The 15,854-nt window shown below is 49.6% G+C and carries 14 protein-coding genes; 5 read left to right on the top strand and 9 right to left on the bottom strand.

All coding sequences use genetic code 11. The features are described 5' to 3' along the window. The first annotated feature begins 67 nt into the window (after positions 1-67). Entirely contained in the window at positions 68-790 is a 723-nt protein-coding gene (locus ACJJI5_RS16480) for an acyltransferase (RefSeq protein ID WP_413662686.1), read from the top strand. A 19-nt stretch (positions 791-809) separates the two neighbouring features. Next, positions 810-1,325, top strand: a complete 516-nt coding sequence (locus ACJJI5_RS16475; protein ID WP_445354667.1) for a shikimate kinase — start codon at positions 810-812, stop codon at positions 1,323-1,325. A gap of 63 nt (positions 1,326-1,388) precedes the next feature. Here the strand turns inward: ACJJI5_RS16475 and ACJJI5_RS16470 are convergent, their stop codons facing one another. Next, positions 1,389-1,859, bottom strand: a complete 471-nt coding sequence (locus tag ACJJI5_RS16470) for an Lrp/AsnC family transcriptional regulator (protein ID WP_020413378.1) — start codon at positions 1,857-1,859, stop codon at positions 1,389-1,391. Between the two features lie 277 nt (positions 1,860-2,136). Here ACJJI5_RS16470 and ACJJI5_RS16465 point away from each other — a divergent pair, with 277 nt between their 5' ends. Continuing rightward, positions 2,137-5,694, top strand: coding sequence for an indolepyruvate ferredoxin oxidoreductase family protein (locus ACJJI5_RS16465; RefSeq protein ID WP_445354666.1), 3,558 nt, complete (start codon positions 2,137-2,139; stop codon positions 5,692-5,694). Between the two features lie 53 nt (positions 5,695-5,747). Here ACJJI5_RS16465 and ACJJI5_RS16460 read toward each other — a convergent pair whose 3' ends face one another. Both ACJJI5_RS16460 and ACJJI5_RS16455 read right to left on the bottom strand, forming a co-directional pair. Next, positions 5,748-7,022: an OprO/OprP family phosphate-selective porin gene (locus tag ACJJI5_RS16460; protein WP_445354665.1), complete on the bottom strand. Its 1,275-nt coding sequence runs from the start codon at positions 7,020-7,022 to the stop codon at positions 5,748-5,750. 135 nt (positions 7,023-7,157) lie between these two features. Continuing rightward, entirely contained in the window at positions 7,158-8,048 is an 891-nt protein-coding gene (locus ACJJI5_RS16455) for a TraB/GumN family protein (protein WP_445354664.1), read from the bottom strand. Between the two features lie 146 nt (positions 8,049-8,194). Here ACJJI5_RS16455 and ACJJI5_RS16450 point away from each other — a divergent pair, with 146 nt between their 5' ends. Then, positions 8,195-9,316, top strand: a complete 1,122-nt coding sequence (locus ACJJI5_RS16450) for a glycosyltransferase (RefSeq protein WP_445354663.1) — start codon at positions 8,195-8,197, stop codon at positions 9,314-9,316. Positions 9,317-9,370: 54 nt separating this feature from the next. Here the strand turns inward: ACJJI5_RS16450 and ACJJI5_RS16445 are convergent, their stop codons facing one another. Both ACJJI5_RS16445 and ACJJI5_RS16440 read right to left on the bottom strand, forming a co-directional pair. Continuing rightward, positions 9,371-9,955 (bottom strand): acyloxyacyl hydrolase, encoded by a 585-nt coding sequence (locus ACJJI5_RS16445; RefSeq protein WP_445354662.1) that lies wholly within the window; start codon positions 9,953-9,955, stop codon positions 9,371-9,373. A gap of 99 nt (positions 9,956-10,054) precedes the next feature. Further along, on the bottom strand, positions 10,055-11,203 hold the full coding sequence (locus ACJJI5_RS16440; RefSeq protein ID WP_444925445.1) for a sigma-70 family RNA polymerase sigma factor: 1,149 nt from the start codon (positions 11,201-11,203) through the stop codon (positions 10,055-10,057). 668 nt (positions 11,204-11,871) lie between these two features. On the opposite strand from ACJJI5_RS16440, the gene ACJJI5_RS16435 reads away from it, so the two are divergent. Next, positions 11,872-12,180 carry a hypothetical protein gene (locus ACJJI5_RS16435; RefSeq protein ID WP_444897946.1) on the top strand — a complete coding sequence of 103 codons (309 nt, stop codon included), beginning with the start codon at positions 11,872-11,874 and terminating at the stop codon, positions 12,178-12,180. A gap of 57 nt (positions 12,181-12,237) precedes the next feature. Here ACJJI5_RS16435 and ACJJI5_RS16430 read toward each other — a convergent pair whose 3' ends face one another. The 4 genes from ACJJI5_RS16430 to ACJJI5_RS16415 form a co-directional block, all read right to left on the bottom strand. Then, positions 12,238-12,996, bottom strand: a complete 759-nt coding sequence (locus ACJJI5_RS16430) for a YciK family oxidoreductase (protein ID WP_444897945.1) — start codon at positions 12,994-12,996, stop codon at positions 12,238-12,240. A gap of 52 nt (positions 12,997-13,048) precedes the next feature. Further along, positions 13,049-13,708, bottom strand: coding sequence for an HAD family hydrolase (locus ACJJI5_RS16425; protein ID WP_413662676.1), 660 nt, complete (start codon positions 13,706-13,708; stop codon positions 13,049-13,051). Positions 13,709-13,720: 12 nt separating this feature from the next. Further along, positions 13,721-14,422: a bifunctional 2-polyprenyl-6-hydroxyphenol methylase/3-demethylubiquinol 3-O-methyltransferase UbiG gene (gene ubiG / locus ACJJI5_RS16420; RefSeq protein ID WP_444897944.1), complete on the bottom strand. Its 702-nt coding sequence runs from the start codon at positions 14,420-14,422 to the stop codon at positions 13,721-13,723. A 66-nt stretch (positions 14,423-14,488) separates the two neighbouring features. After that, positions 14,489-15,814: a TRZ/ATZ family hydrolase gene (locus ACJJI5_RS16415; RefSeq protein WP_444897943.1), complete on the bottom strand. Its 1,326-nt coding sequence runs from the start codon at positions 15,812-15,814 to the stop codon at positions 14,489-14,491. Positions 15,815-15,854: the final 40 nt, after the last annotated feature.

Here is a 15,854-nt window from a genome sequence, read left to right as displayed (position 1 = left end):
TACAAAAGCAATTGGGTTTTTACTCAGGGCTCCGTAAATCCCATAAAATATAAGTAGAAATTAAAATATGCGTAAGGATCACAGGCCCTATTGGCTCAAGCGACTGCAGCTGCGTTGGCGAAAATGGCGAACAGAGTATTTCCTTCTGCCACAATTCGATGCGGTTGGGGTTGAGCCGGAAGTAATGGACCCGGGTTCTGTCCATGTTTTTGGCGGAAATGTTCGGCTCGGAAATTATCCTCACTTAATCTCCAACAACGAGAAGTGTATTCGCTTTACCACTTTTGGGCACAAGGGGGGAGAGGCATTTATTACTATTGGGGATTTCGTATTGATCTCTCCAGGGGTACGTATTTCTGCGGCTCAATCTATTGAGATTGGCGACGCCTGTATGATCGCAGCCAATGTGTATATTTCCGATTCTGATTGGCATGGGCTCTACAATCGCACGCGGCCCTTCCGTTGTACCTCCCCGGTGCGCCTGGGTAACAATGTTTGGATTGGAGATAGTGCAACCATCTGCAAAGGTGTCACTATCGGTGATAATTCTGTAGTGGGAGCCGGCAGTATCGTCACCAAGGATGTCCCCGCAAATACGGTTGTCGCCGGTAATCCGGCAAAACCCATTAAATCAATTAATCCCAAGCGGCGAATGATTACCCGGGAGGCATTATTTGCCGATGCCTTTCGCCAAGCGCATAATCTGGATGAATTGGATAAGATGATGTTGGGTGGGAACACCTTATTGGGTTGGTTGCGCTCGGTATTCTTTCCCCGCCGTAGCGATTGAATGTGCAAGTATTAATAAAATGAAAAAAAGAAAAAGTATTGTCCTGATTGGAATGCCCGGCGCCGGTAAAAGTACGCTGGGGGTGTTGTTGGCAAAGGAGCTGGCACTGGGGTTTACAGATACTGATGTTCTGATCCAGTCCAGAGAGGGCAAGACTTTGCAGCAAATTATGGCTGAAAGTGATTATCTTAATCTCCGCGCCATTGAGGGGGAGGTTTTAGCTGAGGCCACCCTCCCCAGTGATGTTATTGCCACTGGAGGAAGCGCAGTCTATAGCGATGAGGGTATGGCGAATCTACGCAGTCAGGGTGTGGTAGTGTTTCTTCAGTGTTCAGCGGAGGAACTGCGTCGGCGTATCCACAATTATGAAAGCCGTGGCATAGCGAAGGCGCCCGGGCAGTCTTTTGCGGACTTATTTGAAGAGCGACAGGCCCTTTACCGGCAATATGCAGAAATAACGGTGGATTGTGACAGTAAATCACTGCAGGAAACGCTTGATCATTTACTTAATGCGCTGCAGGAGCTTGCAGAGTAACCGACATTTTCTCAGTAAGCCCCATGCGTTAAAGCAAGGGGCTTTACTTTTCACACTTTTGGCTTAAAGTGGCAGCTGGGTGGTGTACTTCACCTGCTTGAGGGCAAAGGTGGAGTTGACTGAGGCCACGTTTGGCAGGTGTACCAGAGAGCGCTTCAGTAATTGCTCATAGTGTTCCACACTATCCACTACAACGCGCAGGACATAGTCTTTGTCTCCGCTGGTGGAATAGCACTCGACCACCTCCTGGACATCCTGAACTGCTGATTCAAAGTTGTTCAGGGATTCCTCATCGTGATTGTGGATGGTAACGTAGCAGTATACGGTGACACCCAGATCCAGTTTGCGTGGGTCCAGCAGGGTAACACGGCCACGGATAATGCCTTCGGCTTCCAATCGCTTGATTCTGCGCCAGCAGGGGGTGTGCGAAAGGCCGACTTTATCGCCCAGCTCTGCCATGGAGTAATCTGCGTTCTCCTGCAGCGCTCGCAGAATCTTACGGTCAAAATCATCCAGGTCTGTCGAACGCTTCATAAAGACTCCTATCCTATAAAAATTATCTAAATCGAAACTTCTATCACAAATTTACGCATATTTGCGTGAATAAAGCAATGCTCTATTGCGCTTAACGAACTAGTATGACCTGACTAAACCGTTTCGGGATAGGTGCAGTGTGCCCTCAGCCGCTCTGGGACTTTGCGGCAAATATAAAAACAGGCGCATCTAACCACAGAAAACGGACTATTCGGAAGAATAATGACTAATAACTCGAACCGGGTTTCGAGAAGAATAATTAACCGGAAGTAGGTGTATGACTGAAAAAGTAACCAGTCCTCAAAGTACGGCGGATTCCCAAGTAAAAAAACAGGTTTCATTGGACGACCGCTACACCATGCTCAAGGGCCGTGTGCTCCTTTCAGGTATCCAGGCCCTTGTGCGCTTACCCATAGACCAGATGCGAATGGACCGGGATCGCGACCTCAATACCGCGACTTTTATCTCCGGTTATCGGGGGTCGCCCTTAGGTGGCTACGACCTGCAGTTATCCAGGGCGAAAAAACTGCTGGGAGAGTACAACATCCGTTTCCAGCCTGGCGTCAATGAAGAGTTGGCGGCTACGGCAGTTTGGGGTTCCCAGCAGGTGGGCTTGTTCCAGGGTGCAGAAGTGGATGGCGTCTGTGGGATTTGGTATGGCAAGACACCGGGTGTCGACCGCTCCTGCGATGCATTTCGCCATGCCAATGCCGCTGGCTCCTCTCCCAAAGGTGGCGCACTGATCGTTGCCGGCGATGACCACGGCTGTAAGTCATCCTCCTATCCAGGGCAGTCTGAATTTGCCTTTGTGGATATGCATATTCCAGTACTTAACCCCGCCACCGTGCAGGAAGTGTTGGATTATGGTCACTACGGGCTGGAGCTGTCCCGCTTTAGCGGCTGCTGGGTGGCAATGATCACCCTGGCAGAAAATATGGATAGCTCTGCGACCGTGGAAGTGGACCCTGAGCGGGTTAAATTCCACTACCCGGATATTGAACGTCCCGAGGGCGGCCTGAATATTCGCAAGCAGGATAACCCTCTCGAGCAGGAAGAGCGCCTGTGGCGCTACAAGCGCCCTGCTGCGCTGGCTTTTGCCCGCGCCAATAAACTCAACAAGGTTGTATTGGAAAACCCTGAGGCGAGCCTCGGCATCGTCACTACCGGTAAGGCCCATCTGGACTTGATGCAGGCCTTCGAAGATATGGGTATCGATGAGCAGAAGGCCAAGCAGCTCGGTATCCGAATCCTTAAAGTGGGTATGACCTACCCGTTGGATGTGCCGGGTATCCAGGAGTTTGCCCGTGGCTTGGATACGCTGCTGGTGCTTGAGGAAAAACGCAGTTTGATGGAAGTACAGCTGAAAGAGGAACTGTACAACGTCCACGTGAAGGACCCGAATTTCCCGCGTATTCTCGGTAAAGTGGACGATTGTGATCAGCCGCTGATGCCCGCTTATGGAGAGCTGTCGCCAGCGATTATTGCCCAGGTATTGGGTTTTGTTTTAGGTGAGGACAAGTTGGATGAAGGCGGCAAGCACCGCTTGATGCGTCTCAATGCGCTGGCTGAACGTATTTCCCAGCAGACTGGCTCAAGTGTGTCTCGCTTGCCTATGTTCTGTGCCGGCTGCCCTCACAACCGTTCCACCAAGGTGCCAGAAGGAAGCCGAGCCTTAGCAGGTATTGGTTGTCACTATATGGCCCAGTGGCTCGACCGGGAGACTTATACCTTCACCCAAATGGGTGCCGAAGGGGTCAACTGGGTAGGGCAGGCGCCGTTTACTACTGAAAAGCATGTCTTTGTAAACCTGGGTGATGGTACCTATTTCCACTCCGGTATTTTGGCGATTCGCGCTTCCGTGGCTGCCAAGGTCAATATCACTTACAAGATCCTGTTTAATGATGCGGTCGCCATGACCGGCGGCCAGCCCCACGATGGTGAGTTGGCTCCGGATATGATCTGTCGCCAAGTTTTGGCAGAAGGGGTGCAGAAAGTTGTCCTGGTGATGGATAACCCGGATAAATACAAGGGTGCGCTGTCCTTCCCCAGTGAAGTTGAAATTCGTCACCGGGATTACTTGCCCGTTGTAATGGATGAGCTGCGTGAGGTTGAAGGTTGTACCGTTATTATTTACGACCAGACCTGTGCCACCGAACTGCGCCGCAAGCGCAAGCGCGGGCTACTGCCTAAAGCCGAGGGGCGCCCCTTCATTAACGAGCTGGTGTGTGAAGGCTGTGGAGACTGCGTCCAGCAGTCGAGCTGTATCGCTGTTGAGAAAGTGGAAACGGCGCTGGGTGATAAGCGCAGGGTAAACCAAACCGGCTGTAACCAGGATATGTCCTGCGTTAACGGCTTCTGCCCCTCATTTGTTACGGTGAAGGGTGGCAATATTGCCAAGGGCGCCGGGGTGGGTGACGTGTTGCGAACTGAAGCGGCCAAGTTGCCCTCGCCACAGCTTCCGGGCTTACAGCAGCCGTATAACTTCCTGGTTACCGGCGTTGGCGGTACGGGTGTAGTGACTATTGGCGCCTTGTTAGCGATGGCAGCACATATCGAAGACAAGGCGTGCAGTACCCTTGATCAGACGGGATTGGCTCAGAAGGGCGGAGCGGTTTACTCCCATATTCGCTTTGCAGCTGCGCCCGAGGCTTTGCAGGCGGTACGTATTTCTGACGGTCGTGCCGATGCCCTAATGGCCTGCGACTTGATTGCAGCCGGCAATGTGGCAGCTTGTTTGGTTAAACTGGATAAATCGCACAGTCGCGCGGTAGTGAATACCCACTTGAGCCCAACGGCGGCAACGGTTCTCGGGCGTGAGGATGTCCATTCACCGCAAGCGGTATTGGATACGGTGAGTGGCGCGGTTAATGAGCTCAGCTCTGTGGAAGCGCATCGCCTGACCAAAGCAGCTCTGGGTGATACGCTCGCCGCCAACATTTTCATGCTCGGCTACGCCTGGCAGAAAGGGTTGATTCCGCTAACTGAAGCCTCCCTGCAGGAAGCGATCCGCTTAAACGGTGTAGCTGTGGAAGGAAATCTGCAGGGATTTGCTGCAGGGCGGTTGGCGGCAGAAAATCGCAACGCTCTGGACAAACTGTTAACCCACGAAAAAGTTGCAGTAGAGGTACCACAAACTCTTGAGGCGATTGTAGCTCACCGGGTGGAGCACCTCACCGGTTATCAAAATGCAGACCTCGCCGAGCGTTACCGCAGTTTGGTCGATACGGTGAAATCTGCTGAGATTTTAAAAGTGCCCGGGAATGTCCAGTTGGCCGAGGTGGTTGCGCGCAATTACGCAAAATTGCTTGCCTATAAGGATGAGTACGAGGTGGCCCGCCTATACACCGATAGTCGCTTTACCGAATCGCTAAAAGAAAACTTCAGTGGTGACTTTACCCTGGAGTTCAATTTGGCTCCCCCATTACTGGCGCGCTTCGATAAAGGCTTGGGGCGTCCCCGCAAAATGAAATTTGGCGGTTGGATGTACAAGGCATTTGGTGTTTTGGCGAAGCTGAAATTCTTGCGCGGATCGGCGCTTGATATTTTTGGCTATACAGCAGAGCGAAAAATGGAGAGGGCACTGATTAGCGAATATGAAGAGTTGGTTAAGAAAGTTCTGGGCCAATTAAATTCGCAGAATCACGCTGCTGCAGTTGAGCTACTTCAATACCCGGATATCATCCGGGGCTACGGCCCGGTGAAGGAGGCCAATATTGAGAAAGCGAAAGAACAGCGAAATATCGCATTAAATCGATTTGAAAATCCGGTTCGGGATATAAAACTTTCAGCGGAGGTTGAGGTTTTTGACCCAGCTAAGGCACAGCAAGTAGGTTAATTTCCCGTTTGGTAAAGTGGCTCAAGGACTGTCTTGAGCCACTTTATACTCCTCTACCAAACCCCTTGTAGTCGTATGGCGAATTGGTTGGTTTTGTCTCCAGTAAAATCGTTGTCGCCTAGGGTGATGTTCATCATTACCCGGACTTTGGGGTTGAAGTAATAGTTTACCCCTAACGTGAGATTACTTGCTCGCAGCTGGTGGAAATTGCGGTTTTCTATAGTTTGGTATCTTGCGGCAATTTCCCATGCGCCTTCTGGGGGGGATGGTTTAATTGACTTAAAAACCCCTTTCTTGTCGTCATATGGCTTGTGCTGTCCGGTAATTGCCCAGCTTCCCAAAATGTACCAGGAGTGGACATCCTGCCCGCCAATAAAGCACCCGGTGATAGGGTCACAGAAAAAATTCGGAGGCAAACCGAAAAACTCTTCATAGACCAATTCTGAGAGATATATTTTTCCTGAAAAGTGCCCGTAGGCGTATTCCGCCTGACCAAATAAGGGACCGTAGGTTGCAGCCAGCTCGAAACCGGTAATATTGACCCGCCCCCCACCGTCGCCGAGAAAAAATTCATCGTCACCAAAATCGCCAAAAAAATTAACTGATCCACCAGGTGAGATGGCTATAAGTTGCTCTGGCCCCCGCCGGCCCGCATAGGCGACCTCAGCAATAATATCAGGTGTATCTTGGTTAGCTTTTTCGTAACTACGGGATACGCCCAGGTGAACGGTTGATATGGAGTCGCTGATTGGAGCCCAGGTTAATCGAGTTGCGGCGCCAAACCCCGAATTGCGTGGGTCACCGGGGTTTCGCAAGTTGAACAGGGTAAAACCGAAGGTATGGCAGCACCATTGTTTATCCCATTTGATCCCCTGTAGGTAGCCTCGTCCGTCGTAAATACCTGCAGAGCTGGTAAATGCTCGCTCCATAAGTACGAGGTCGTTTGAGCTGGTTAGTTGACTCATTGATCGACTGGGTTTGAAATTGCCAATAGTCAACTTTCCTGTATAGAACTTTGTACTTAAATAAACGTCACGCAACCCTGCGGTTCCACTGGTGGCAAAGTCTCTCTGAAGTTTGTATTCCCACTCCCAGATTTTGCCCCTCATTGTCAATCTAACCCGACGGAAGTCGGTTGTATTGACCGGATCTTCTAGGTCTTTGTCAAAAATGTATGTATCGAAGTGAATCCTTCCGCCGAGTTGTGCGGAGAAATCCCCATCGTCAGAGACAATTTTCAGTCCGCCTTTTGTCTCGGCTTCATCAGCAATAGCCGGGAAGCTAAATAAAAGAATTGATATGGCACAGTATGCTCCCCAGCATTTCATCGGACGCCTCTAGTTGAGAGTTGTCATTGGTCACGGGAAAAGTGCTATTCGAGTTTAGCAATAGAAAAGACTTTGGACGGGGAGGGGGGATGGGACGGCGCAGAAAATCTGCGCCGGGGGTTACTGGACAGTTGATTAAAGGCGTTCTAATTTGTAACCAGTGTCGCCTAGAAACTCGATAACACTGCGTTCGCCCACCAAGTGGCCAGCGCCGACAATGACAAACAGAGACTGGTAATTTGGCCCTTTAAGGGCAATTTTCTCAGCCATCCTTTCATTGCGATTAAAAAAAAGTGTGTCATAGAGCGGCTTATATTCAGGGTTTTCAGTTAGGCCGTCGAGGATAATAAGGCGATTCAAAGCTTCTTCATCTCCTCGCTTCCATGCGCTGGTGAGTTTGGGTAAAAAGGTTGAAATATCCCCAATTTGCTCAAGGGTTTGCTGGAAGAGGAGCGCAGGGTTGTCCAGGTCATTTAACATCTTGAATTGTTGCAAGACACCTTCCAGCTCCAGAACGGATTTTCCATCCTTTTTTGCTTTTTGTAAAAAGTGCCTATCAATGCCTAGTTCTGGGTTGAGGCCGTGGGCTTGCATCTCAATCATGCTCATAGAGATCATGGCTATGGCGGGACGCTGCCGGATAAACATAGCCTCGGGCATACTACGTTTTCGCATCCACGACTTCAGTTGGCTGTATATCGCGGGTGGAAGTTCGTCTTTTAAAGTTCGTTCACTTTGGTAGATAGACTCCATCATGATTCGCTGCTGTAACAGGCTGTCGCCTTCTGCAGCGAGAATGTCAGCCTCGACGGCAATGGCATCACTATTGGAGTAGGCCTGTTCAATTTTTGTTCTAAGAGGGTAAAAGTCCTCAGTTGCCAAGTGAACCGAGCCTAATAAGTAAACGGTTTTATCATCTTTAGTTGCTTTCCAGAAGATGCCTTTATCGCTCTCAGCGGCTGAAGCTCCTATTGTTAGTAGAAGCAGTGTAAAGGCGAGAAAGTAACTTATTTGTCGCTGAAGCATTGTCGGGCCCCTGAGTAATTTGCCTTTACAAATACTATCACTAACACCTTCAGGTACCAGAGGGGCTTTTAGGCATCAAGTCACTGACTTGTAAATTAGTGATGATTTACTGGGAAATTATCCTATAGGAAGTCAAAATAGACCTTTTGGTCTGTTTCACGGAAGTCAAATTGAAAGTTGTACAGTTTTTGCCCAGCCTAGAACCAGGGATTACAGCAACTCTTGCGCTTGAGTTTGCAAATGAACTGGTCAAAAAAGGCCACGAGTCCCTGGTAATTTCTACTGGTGGGCCATTGGAGGCGCGGTTTCGTTTGCACGGTAGTGACTTTATCAGCTTTCCAAAAATCAGTGAGTCAATTTGGTCTTTGCGGCACAAATCCCGCCTGCGTAAGATTCTCGCAGGATTGCAACCGGATATTGTCCATACCTATGGTCGCTCAACGGCCTTCCTTGCATGGCATGCCTTGAAGAGTGAGTCAGTCGCAACTCGTCCTAAGCTGGTGCCTCTGGTGGATCAATATTTTTCCAATAGCTACTTCAACAAAGGTTTATTGGCAGGAGATGGAGTTATTGCAACTTCGTATGGGATTGCGAAATACCTGAAAAATGCTTCTATCAAATTTTCAGAAAATCCGATAGAAGTTATTTATCGTGGCATTAATGTCCGAGAGTTTGATCGTGAAAAACCTGTAGCGAGCCAGTGGCAATTAAAGCTTCTAAATAGTTACCCTCAGCTGGAAGGGAAAAACTGGTGGTTAATGCCTAGCGAAATCTCTGCAAATGGCGGGCAGGAAGAATTTCTACATATGTTGGCTCAGGCTGCGGTACAAAGAGATGATGTTCACGGAGTGGTTGTAGGAGCTTTAGTCGAAAATGATTTGCGCTATCTGAAAAAGCTGGAAGGGCTCGCGCAAGGCTTAGGTCTTGGGGGTAGAGTTACTTTCTTGGGGGAGCGCCAGGATATGCGTGAGTTGTACGCAACGTCCCAGTTAGTTTTTCATCTTGCGAGTGAAAAGAATGAGAGTGCAAAATATTCTAGGGAGGCGCTGGCGATGGGACGTCCTGTAATCGCTTACTCTGATGGTTGTACAGGGGAAGTTTTAGAGAAATACTTTCCTGATGGCTTAGTGCAACGAGGCAATATGAAGTCTTTGATAGAAAAAAGTTTGGGGTTAGTGAATAGGCCAAATAGCTTGAATCCTGAAGAGTTCAGCTATTCTGCTTCAGCTGAAAAAGCCATAGTTTTCTTTCAGAAGCTATTAAATTAAATTGCGCGCGTAAAAATTCTCAGAAGATATGTAAAATGCTAATTGACTAAGTTGCTAAAAGCTCAGGTGCCCATTTAAAGAAGCAAAATCAAAGCCAGGATTGGGTGTGTTAGTTCTGGCATTTGAAAAATGGCTGTATCGTAAAGATAGGATGTGGCCCCTGGGGAAACGATAGCCAAGTGCAAAATGCAGAGCAAAATTGAGCTTAGTACTTAGCCCAATATCACCAAAATCTTTTTGACTCAAATAGGATGCGCCCGCTCCAGCTTCGGCAAATCCTCCCTGTAGTTGACTGCGAGGATACCAGCGCAGAATAGGTTTAATTTCGAGAATATTTTGTTGCTGGTTCTCGTTTTGATGCTGGGTCCGCATATGGGAATAACTGCCCTGTGCCCACCATTGAAGGGAGTTATTGCCAAGGTTAAATGAAGACAGTAGGTGGGAATAACTAAAACCAGCCATTTCTGCGGCTGAAATAGAGCGATATTGCATCAATTCAGTCCCCAACCCTTTGCCTGCACTTGCAATGAGTTCAGATTCAGCAAGGCTCTGGGGGGATAAAATTAGTCCGCCGGCAAAAATACAGGCACAGTATTTTAAAGCGCTGCAAATTTTAGAAAGGACAACTTGTTTACGCATAACTTCGCGATACTTATTGATAGAGCTGCTTTAAAGACTAGTGGGAAAGAAGTCGATGGCAAGCTCTCTCGGGAGGCTTGCCATCGACTTCTTCCTTTCTTAGCGCCATTGCCGCTTTAATTGTCGAAGTGCGTCGGAGTGCAGTTGCCGGGCACGCTCTTGGCTAAGCCCCAATTGTTCGCCAATCACTCGAAAAGAGCAGTCTTTGTCAGAAATTAATCCATACCTAAGGTTGAGAACTGTCCTTTGTCGTGCAGGAAGGCGGGCAACAGCTTCGCGGAGACGTTGAGCCAACTCCTGACTGGTTACTAGCTCATCGGTATTGTAAAGTTCGTCAGCAGGCGCATAGTCTAGTCTTGTACTGCTCTGATCGTCAGCTACTGGGTCATCTAGAGATCCAGTCGGTCCCGGTAGTTTTAACAAACTCTGAATTCGCTCAATATCCAGTCCTGTATGGCGGGCTAGATTTTCATCGGATGCGGGTTGTCCTTGGGCGCGGACTTCACCAATGGCCCTGTAAATTGCCCTTAAATCGTCTTGCACGTTGGCAGGCTGCCGGACGAGATCTTCATTGCGCCTCAAGGCCAGCTGAATTTCCTGCTGGATCCACCAGTAGGCATAGGTGGAAAAGCGGTATCCCATTTGCGGCTTGAACCGCTCAATAGCTTTCATTAATCCAACATTGCCTTCTTGAATTAAATCGATAAAGGGAACTGATGGATTGCGAAAGCGTTTTGCAATGGCAATAACTAGGCGCAGATTGCATTGGATTAGTTTTTTCCGCTGTTTTTGAAAACGCTGTAATAGCCCGTTCAGTTTGCTGCGGCCGCGCCTGTCCAAGTACTCGCTGGCGAGAAGGATTTCGGTGTGGGCAATTATCAATCCGTGATCATAGGCTCCTGTGCTTCCTCGTTGCTCGACTCCCTCGCTACGCAGTTGGACCAATTGGGTGCCACTTTCCTGGAGGTTGGAAATGAGCTTTTCTTCCAGGTCGCGTAATAGACAGGTGGTACTGTGCTCTTCCTCCGGAGTTAATAGCTCAAGCCTGTAGAGGTGCTTGAGATAGCTTTGCATTGGGGTGGTGCCGCTCTCGGAGAGGGTATCACCCGCTGCATGAATCTCTTCCGCGTCAGGGTCTCGCTCGACTTGAGGGTCGGGCTCGCTGGCACCCTGGCAGGAGTCAGAGAGTGGTTCGCCTGTATCCTTCAGCCATTCTTCATCCCTTGAGTAAAAATGTTCTCGGGACAAGTGCTTAAACCTTCTGTTGGCTGTGTGAACGATATTTGCTGATCGGTCTCTCAAAATTTCGATTGACGTCTATTTCTACTCACTATAGATGTGTCAGCAAACTTTAGGAGAGAAAAATGGGACTTGTAGGTTTTCTTTATCTGAAGAGGAGGGGCAGCTTTATGTACCCTTGAATAGAGCCGGGCATTTCGGCCACCGCGTCTTCCTTTCTTGGGTGTTATTTTCGGTAATAGGACCAATTTGTTATAACAAGCTGGGCGCTTATTTTTTACTCAGCTCGGCTATATTCCTCAGTCTCTTCCGTTAATATTGCTACGAAAAAGGGCGAGTGGAGGGAGTAGAAAATATATCGAAGCGGATGACAACCATGGCTTTCATAGTGTATTTGCTGCCTGTAATTGAGAGATGTCATCTAACTTTTGCCTCAAGAGACTTGTCTGAACAAATAGAATTGTCGATAGGTTCACACTTTTTTGGTTGTCAGCATGAAAGAATTTGAAGAACCGCACTCGCTGGCAGTCCATTAAGAGGGAGGCTGGAGTACGGCTCATTAAGCAAAGTCATTTGTAGTGGTAATTGCTTGATGGAGGAGGATATTTAAAGGGTAGACAAATAACCCTATCGAGTAGTGATCATTAATAAAATTAGGTTATCCAGGGGGCAGAAAAATGAAGGGATTGCTAGCACCTACAGCACTATTCGCTGTTGTAATTGGGTGTGTGTCTTTTGAGGGAGTAAATCTCACGGTGTCTGATCGATCTGTGGCCTTGGCTGGGGTTGTTACTCTTAGTGAGCGTGATGACCAGTCTGTTGATTACAGTCAATATTCGGGAGATGCTCAAGATATAGAGCTGTTTGATGACTCCAGCATGCTGGAATTTGAAGGTGATGTATTTGCCGATGCTCCAGAGCATATGCCCCCAGCGGGAGAGGGCTCAGGTGCTAAGGAAGGTGATAACAAAGGCTTTGGTGAATAGCTGTTATGGACAAGCCTCGAGCTTGAGACTCTGATTCTTGTCCATAGGCCAAGCTTTCTATTTCTTCTGGGCGCTAAAATGCTTCCCACTAACTCCGTTACTGTCTCTGCCCATTAAATAGAGATAGGTGGGCATAATATCTTCTGCAGAGGTTACCGACTGAGGGTTTTCTGCTGGGTAGGCAGTTGCTCGCATTGATGTACGGGTTGCCCCTGGATTTAGGGAGTTGACCCGGGTATTGGAAACCCCTTCCAGTTCATCGGCGAGTACCTGCATCAGTCCTTCAGTGGCAAACTTCGATACTGAATAGGCCCCCCAGTAGGCTCTCCCTTTAACCCCAACGCTGGAGCTTGTAAAGACAACAGAGCCTGCTTCTGATTCCTCTAGCAGGGGCAGCATTGCCTTTGTTAGTCCAAACGCTGCATTAACATTCACCTGCATTACTTGTTGCCAAGTGTTGAAATTGTAATTGCCGATAGGGGTGCGTTGCCCGAGTAGGCCGGCATTGTGCAGGAGTCCATCCAGGCGACCAAACTCGTTGCGAATAGCTTCTGCGAGGCTCTCGAAATCCTCTATTTTTGCCGCACCCAGGTCCATGGGGAAAATAGCCGGCTGTGGCCCACCGGCAGCCTCGATTTCGTCATAGACAGCTTCTAACTTGGGAGTTGTACGGCCTAGCAAAATTACCGTCGCCCCGTGAGCAGCAAAAGTCTTTGCTGCAGTTTTACCTATGCCGTCTCCGGCACCGGTGATAAGAATAATCTTGCTCTTTAATAGGTCGGAGGGCGCTTGATAGTCGCCAACAAAGTCTGACATGAAATATCCCGATACTGTCACCGGGCTTGGGTGCCCGGTATTACTTCAAGTTTCAAAAATAGTGTTGTTCTAGAAGGGGCCAAATTTCATTGGCGGAATTTACCAGGTGGTCTGCCCCCCAATTGGCGGGGTTGTCTGTAGAGTCAATATAACCATACCCGCAAGCGATAGTTGGCATACCAGCCTTTTGGCCGGCGATGATATCGCGCTTGTGGTCGCCGATATAAATTGCTTCAGCGGGAGCGCAGCCAATCTGGCTGCAGGCTAAAAATAGGGGCTCGGGGTCCGGCTTGGATTTGCTGACGTGGTCAGGGCAAACAATTGCAGAGGCTGGCGGTAGATGGGTAAAGGCTTCCATTAGAGGAGTGGTGTAGGCCTCCGGTTTATTGGTGACAATCCCCCAGGGAAGGTTTTTTTCAACCAGGTTGTCGAGCAGGTTGTCGATACCGGGGAAAGTGGTTGTCTTCTCTGCAAGATGTGCCAAGTAGAGGTCCAGCAACCTTTGCAGTAATCCTGGGAAGGCGGGGTCACCTTCTTCTTTGTTAAACCCCAATGTGACCAGCGCCCTGGAACCATTGGATACAGTTCCCCGGATCGTCTCGTCAGGCAGTGGAGGTAACTGTTCCTGTTGGCGCAGTTGATTTAATACAACAATAAAATCTGGCGCTGTATCAAGCAGGGTACCATCCAGGTCAAATAAAACGGCTTTCATTTTGCAGTTCACTTATTCTGGTTTGCTGGCATACATCAAATAATTGACGTCGACATCCCGGGGGTTCAATTTGTAGCTGCGGGTAACCGGGTTATAAGTCATACCGGTTATATCGTGCGATTCCAGGGACTCATCGCGCAGCCAGGCGCCCATTTCTGAGGGGCGGATAAACTTACTGTATTCATGAGTGCCCTTGGGCAGTAAGCGTAGGACATATTCTGCTCCGACTACGGCAAACAGCCACCCTTTAGGGGTGCGGTTGATCGTAGAGAAAAATAGCTTGCCGCCAGGTTTTGCAAGTTTTGCGCAGGCGCGAATGACAGAAGAGGGGTCTGGTACATGCTCAAGCATCTCCAGGCAGGTGACAATATCAAAGCTCTCGGGCGCTTCTTCTGCCAGTTCCTCTACTGCCACTTTGCGATAATTGACGCTGACGCCACTTTCGAGGGCGTGGAGTTTGGCGACATTGAGTGGGGCTTCCCCTAGATCGATACCAGTAACATCTGCTCCTCTCTGTGCCATGGCTTCAGCCAGTATACCGCCACCGCAGCCCACATCGAGGAGCTTCTTGCCGGCAACCGGAGCATACCCGTCAATGTAATTTGCACGCAGTGGATTGATTTCGTGTAGTGGTTTGAACTCGCCTTCCTTGTCCCACCAGCGGCTGGCAAGTTGCTCAAATTTGGCGATTTCTGAGGGATCTACATTGCTCATGAACTTCTCTGCAAACTCCGTCGCTCGTAACCGGCATTTTTCAGCGATTGGGCCGGAATCAGTTATCTAGCGTAAATTTCCGCTGATTCTATCACGCCATATTTGCGCCCGCTGGATAACCTCAGTTTCGTTTAAGGTTTGTAGCTGGCGCTCCTTTAAAAGTTGTCGCCCTGCAACCCAGACATCACTGACATTGTGTCCTCCGTTGGTATAAATCAACTGGGACACTGGGTCATGCAAAGGCTGCTGTTCTAGACCGCCGAGATTGATAGCAGCAATGTCTGCGCTTTTGCCTACTTCCAGGCTTCCGGTTATATCTTCAATTCCCAGTGCTTTGGCTCCGTTGATGGTCGCCATGCTCAGTGTCTGATGCGCGGGTAGGGCTGTTGCGTTCCCGCTAACAGCTTTTGCCAGTAGTGCGGCTGTGTTGGCTTCGGAGAACAAGTCTTGGGTGTTATTGCTCGCAGCGCCATCGGTGCCAAGGGATACGTTGATACCGGCTTCCAGCATGTCATAGGTCGGGCAAAAGCCTGAGGCGAGCTTGAGATTGGATGATGGGCAGTGAGAAACATGGGCGCCACTTGAACTCACTAGCTCAATGTCTCGTTCATTAGTGGCCACCATATGTACACAAAGTGTCTGCGGCCCCAGCAGCCCAAGGCGGAATAGCCGTTCGGTGGGCCGCTCTCCATTAGCGTTCAGGGCGCTTTCAACTTCAGCGTGGGTCTCGTGGAGGTGCATTTGCATGGGGATCTGCGCTTCGGCAGAGCAGACTGCAATTTTCTCCAGTGTTTTATCCCCCACGGTGTAGGGGGCGTGGGGTGCAAATACCACCTCAATTCGATCGTGCGTACGATAATCATCGCGTAACGCCAATCCTTTGTGCAGGGCCTCGTCGCTATTGCGGCTCCAGGGGGTTGGGGCATCCAGCACGGGGAAGGCGATATGGGCTCTGATTCCGCTTTCCCGCGCAGCAATGGCGACGGCTTCCGGGAAGAAGTACTGATCAGAAAAAGTAGTAGTACCAGAGCGCAGCATCTCGGCAATCGCTTGCCGGCTGCCGTCAGCTACAAATTGCGGACCTACCCAGCGTTGCTCTGTCGGCCAGATGTGCTGCTCCAGCCACTCTTTAAGGGGGCGGTCATCAGCGTAGCCGCGCAATAGCGTCATGGGCGCATGGTTGTGAGTATTAATTAACCCTGGAATTAGTGCGTGTTGCCCCAGGTCGACTTCATCTGTTGCCCTAAAGCGAATTGAGGCCTCAGCTGTGGGTACCAGAGCAGAGATTTTGCCCTTTTCTATTGCGAGTGAACAATTTTCATACACTTTTTTCTCGGGTACGACGGGTATGATCCAGCGTGCGTGGATCAGGGTATCGACAGCTTGTTGCATGAGGAGTTATCTGGTGGCTGCTGTGGGGGTGTTTTACTGT

The sequence above is a fragment of the Microbulbifer maximicatervae (SeqCode) genome (genome assembly GCF_052467955.1).
This window is presented reverse-complemented; position numbering and strand designations above follow the sequence as displayed.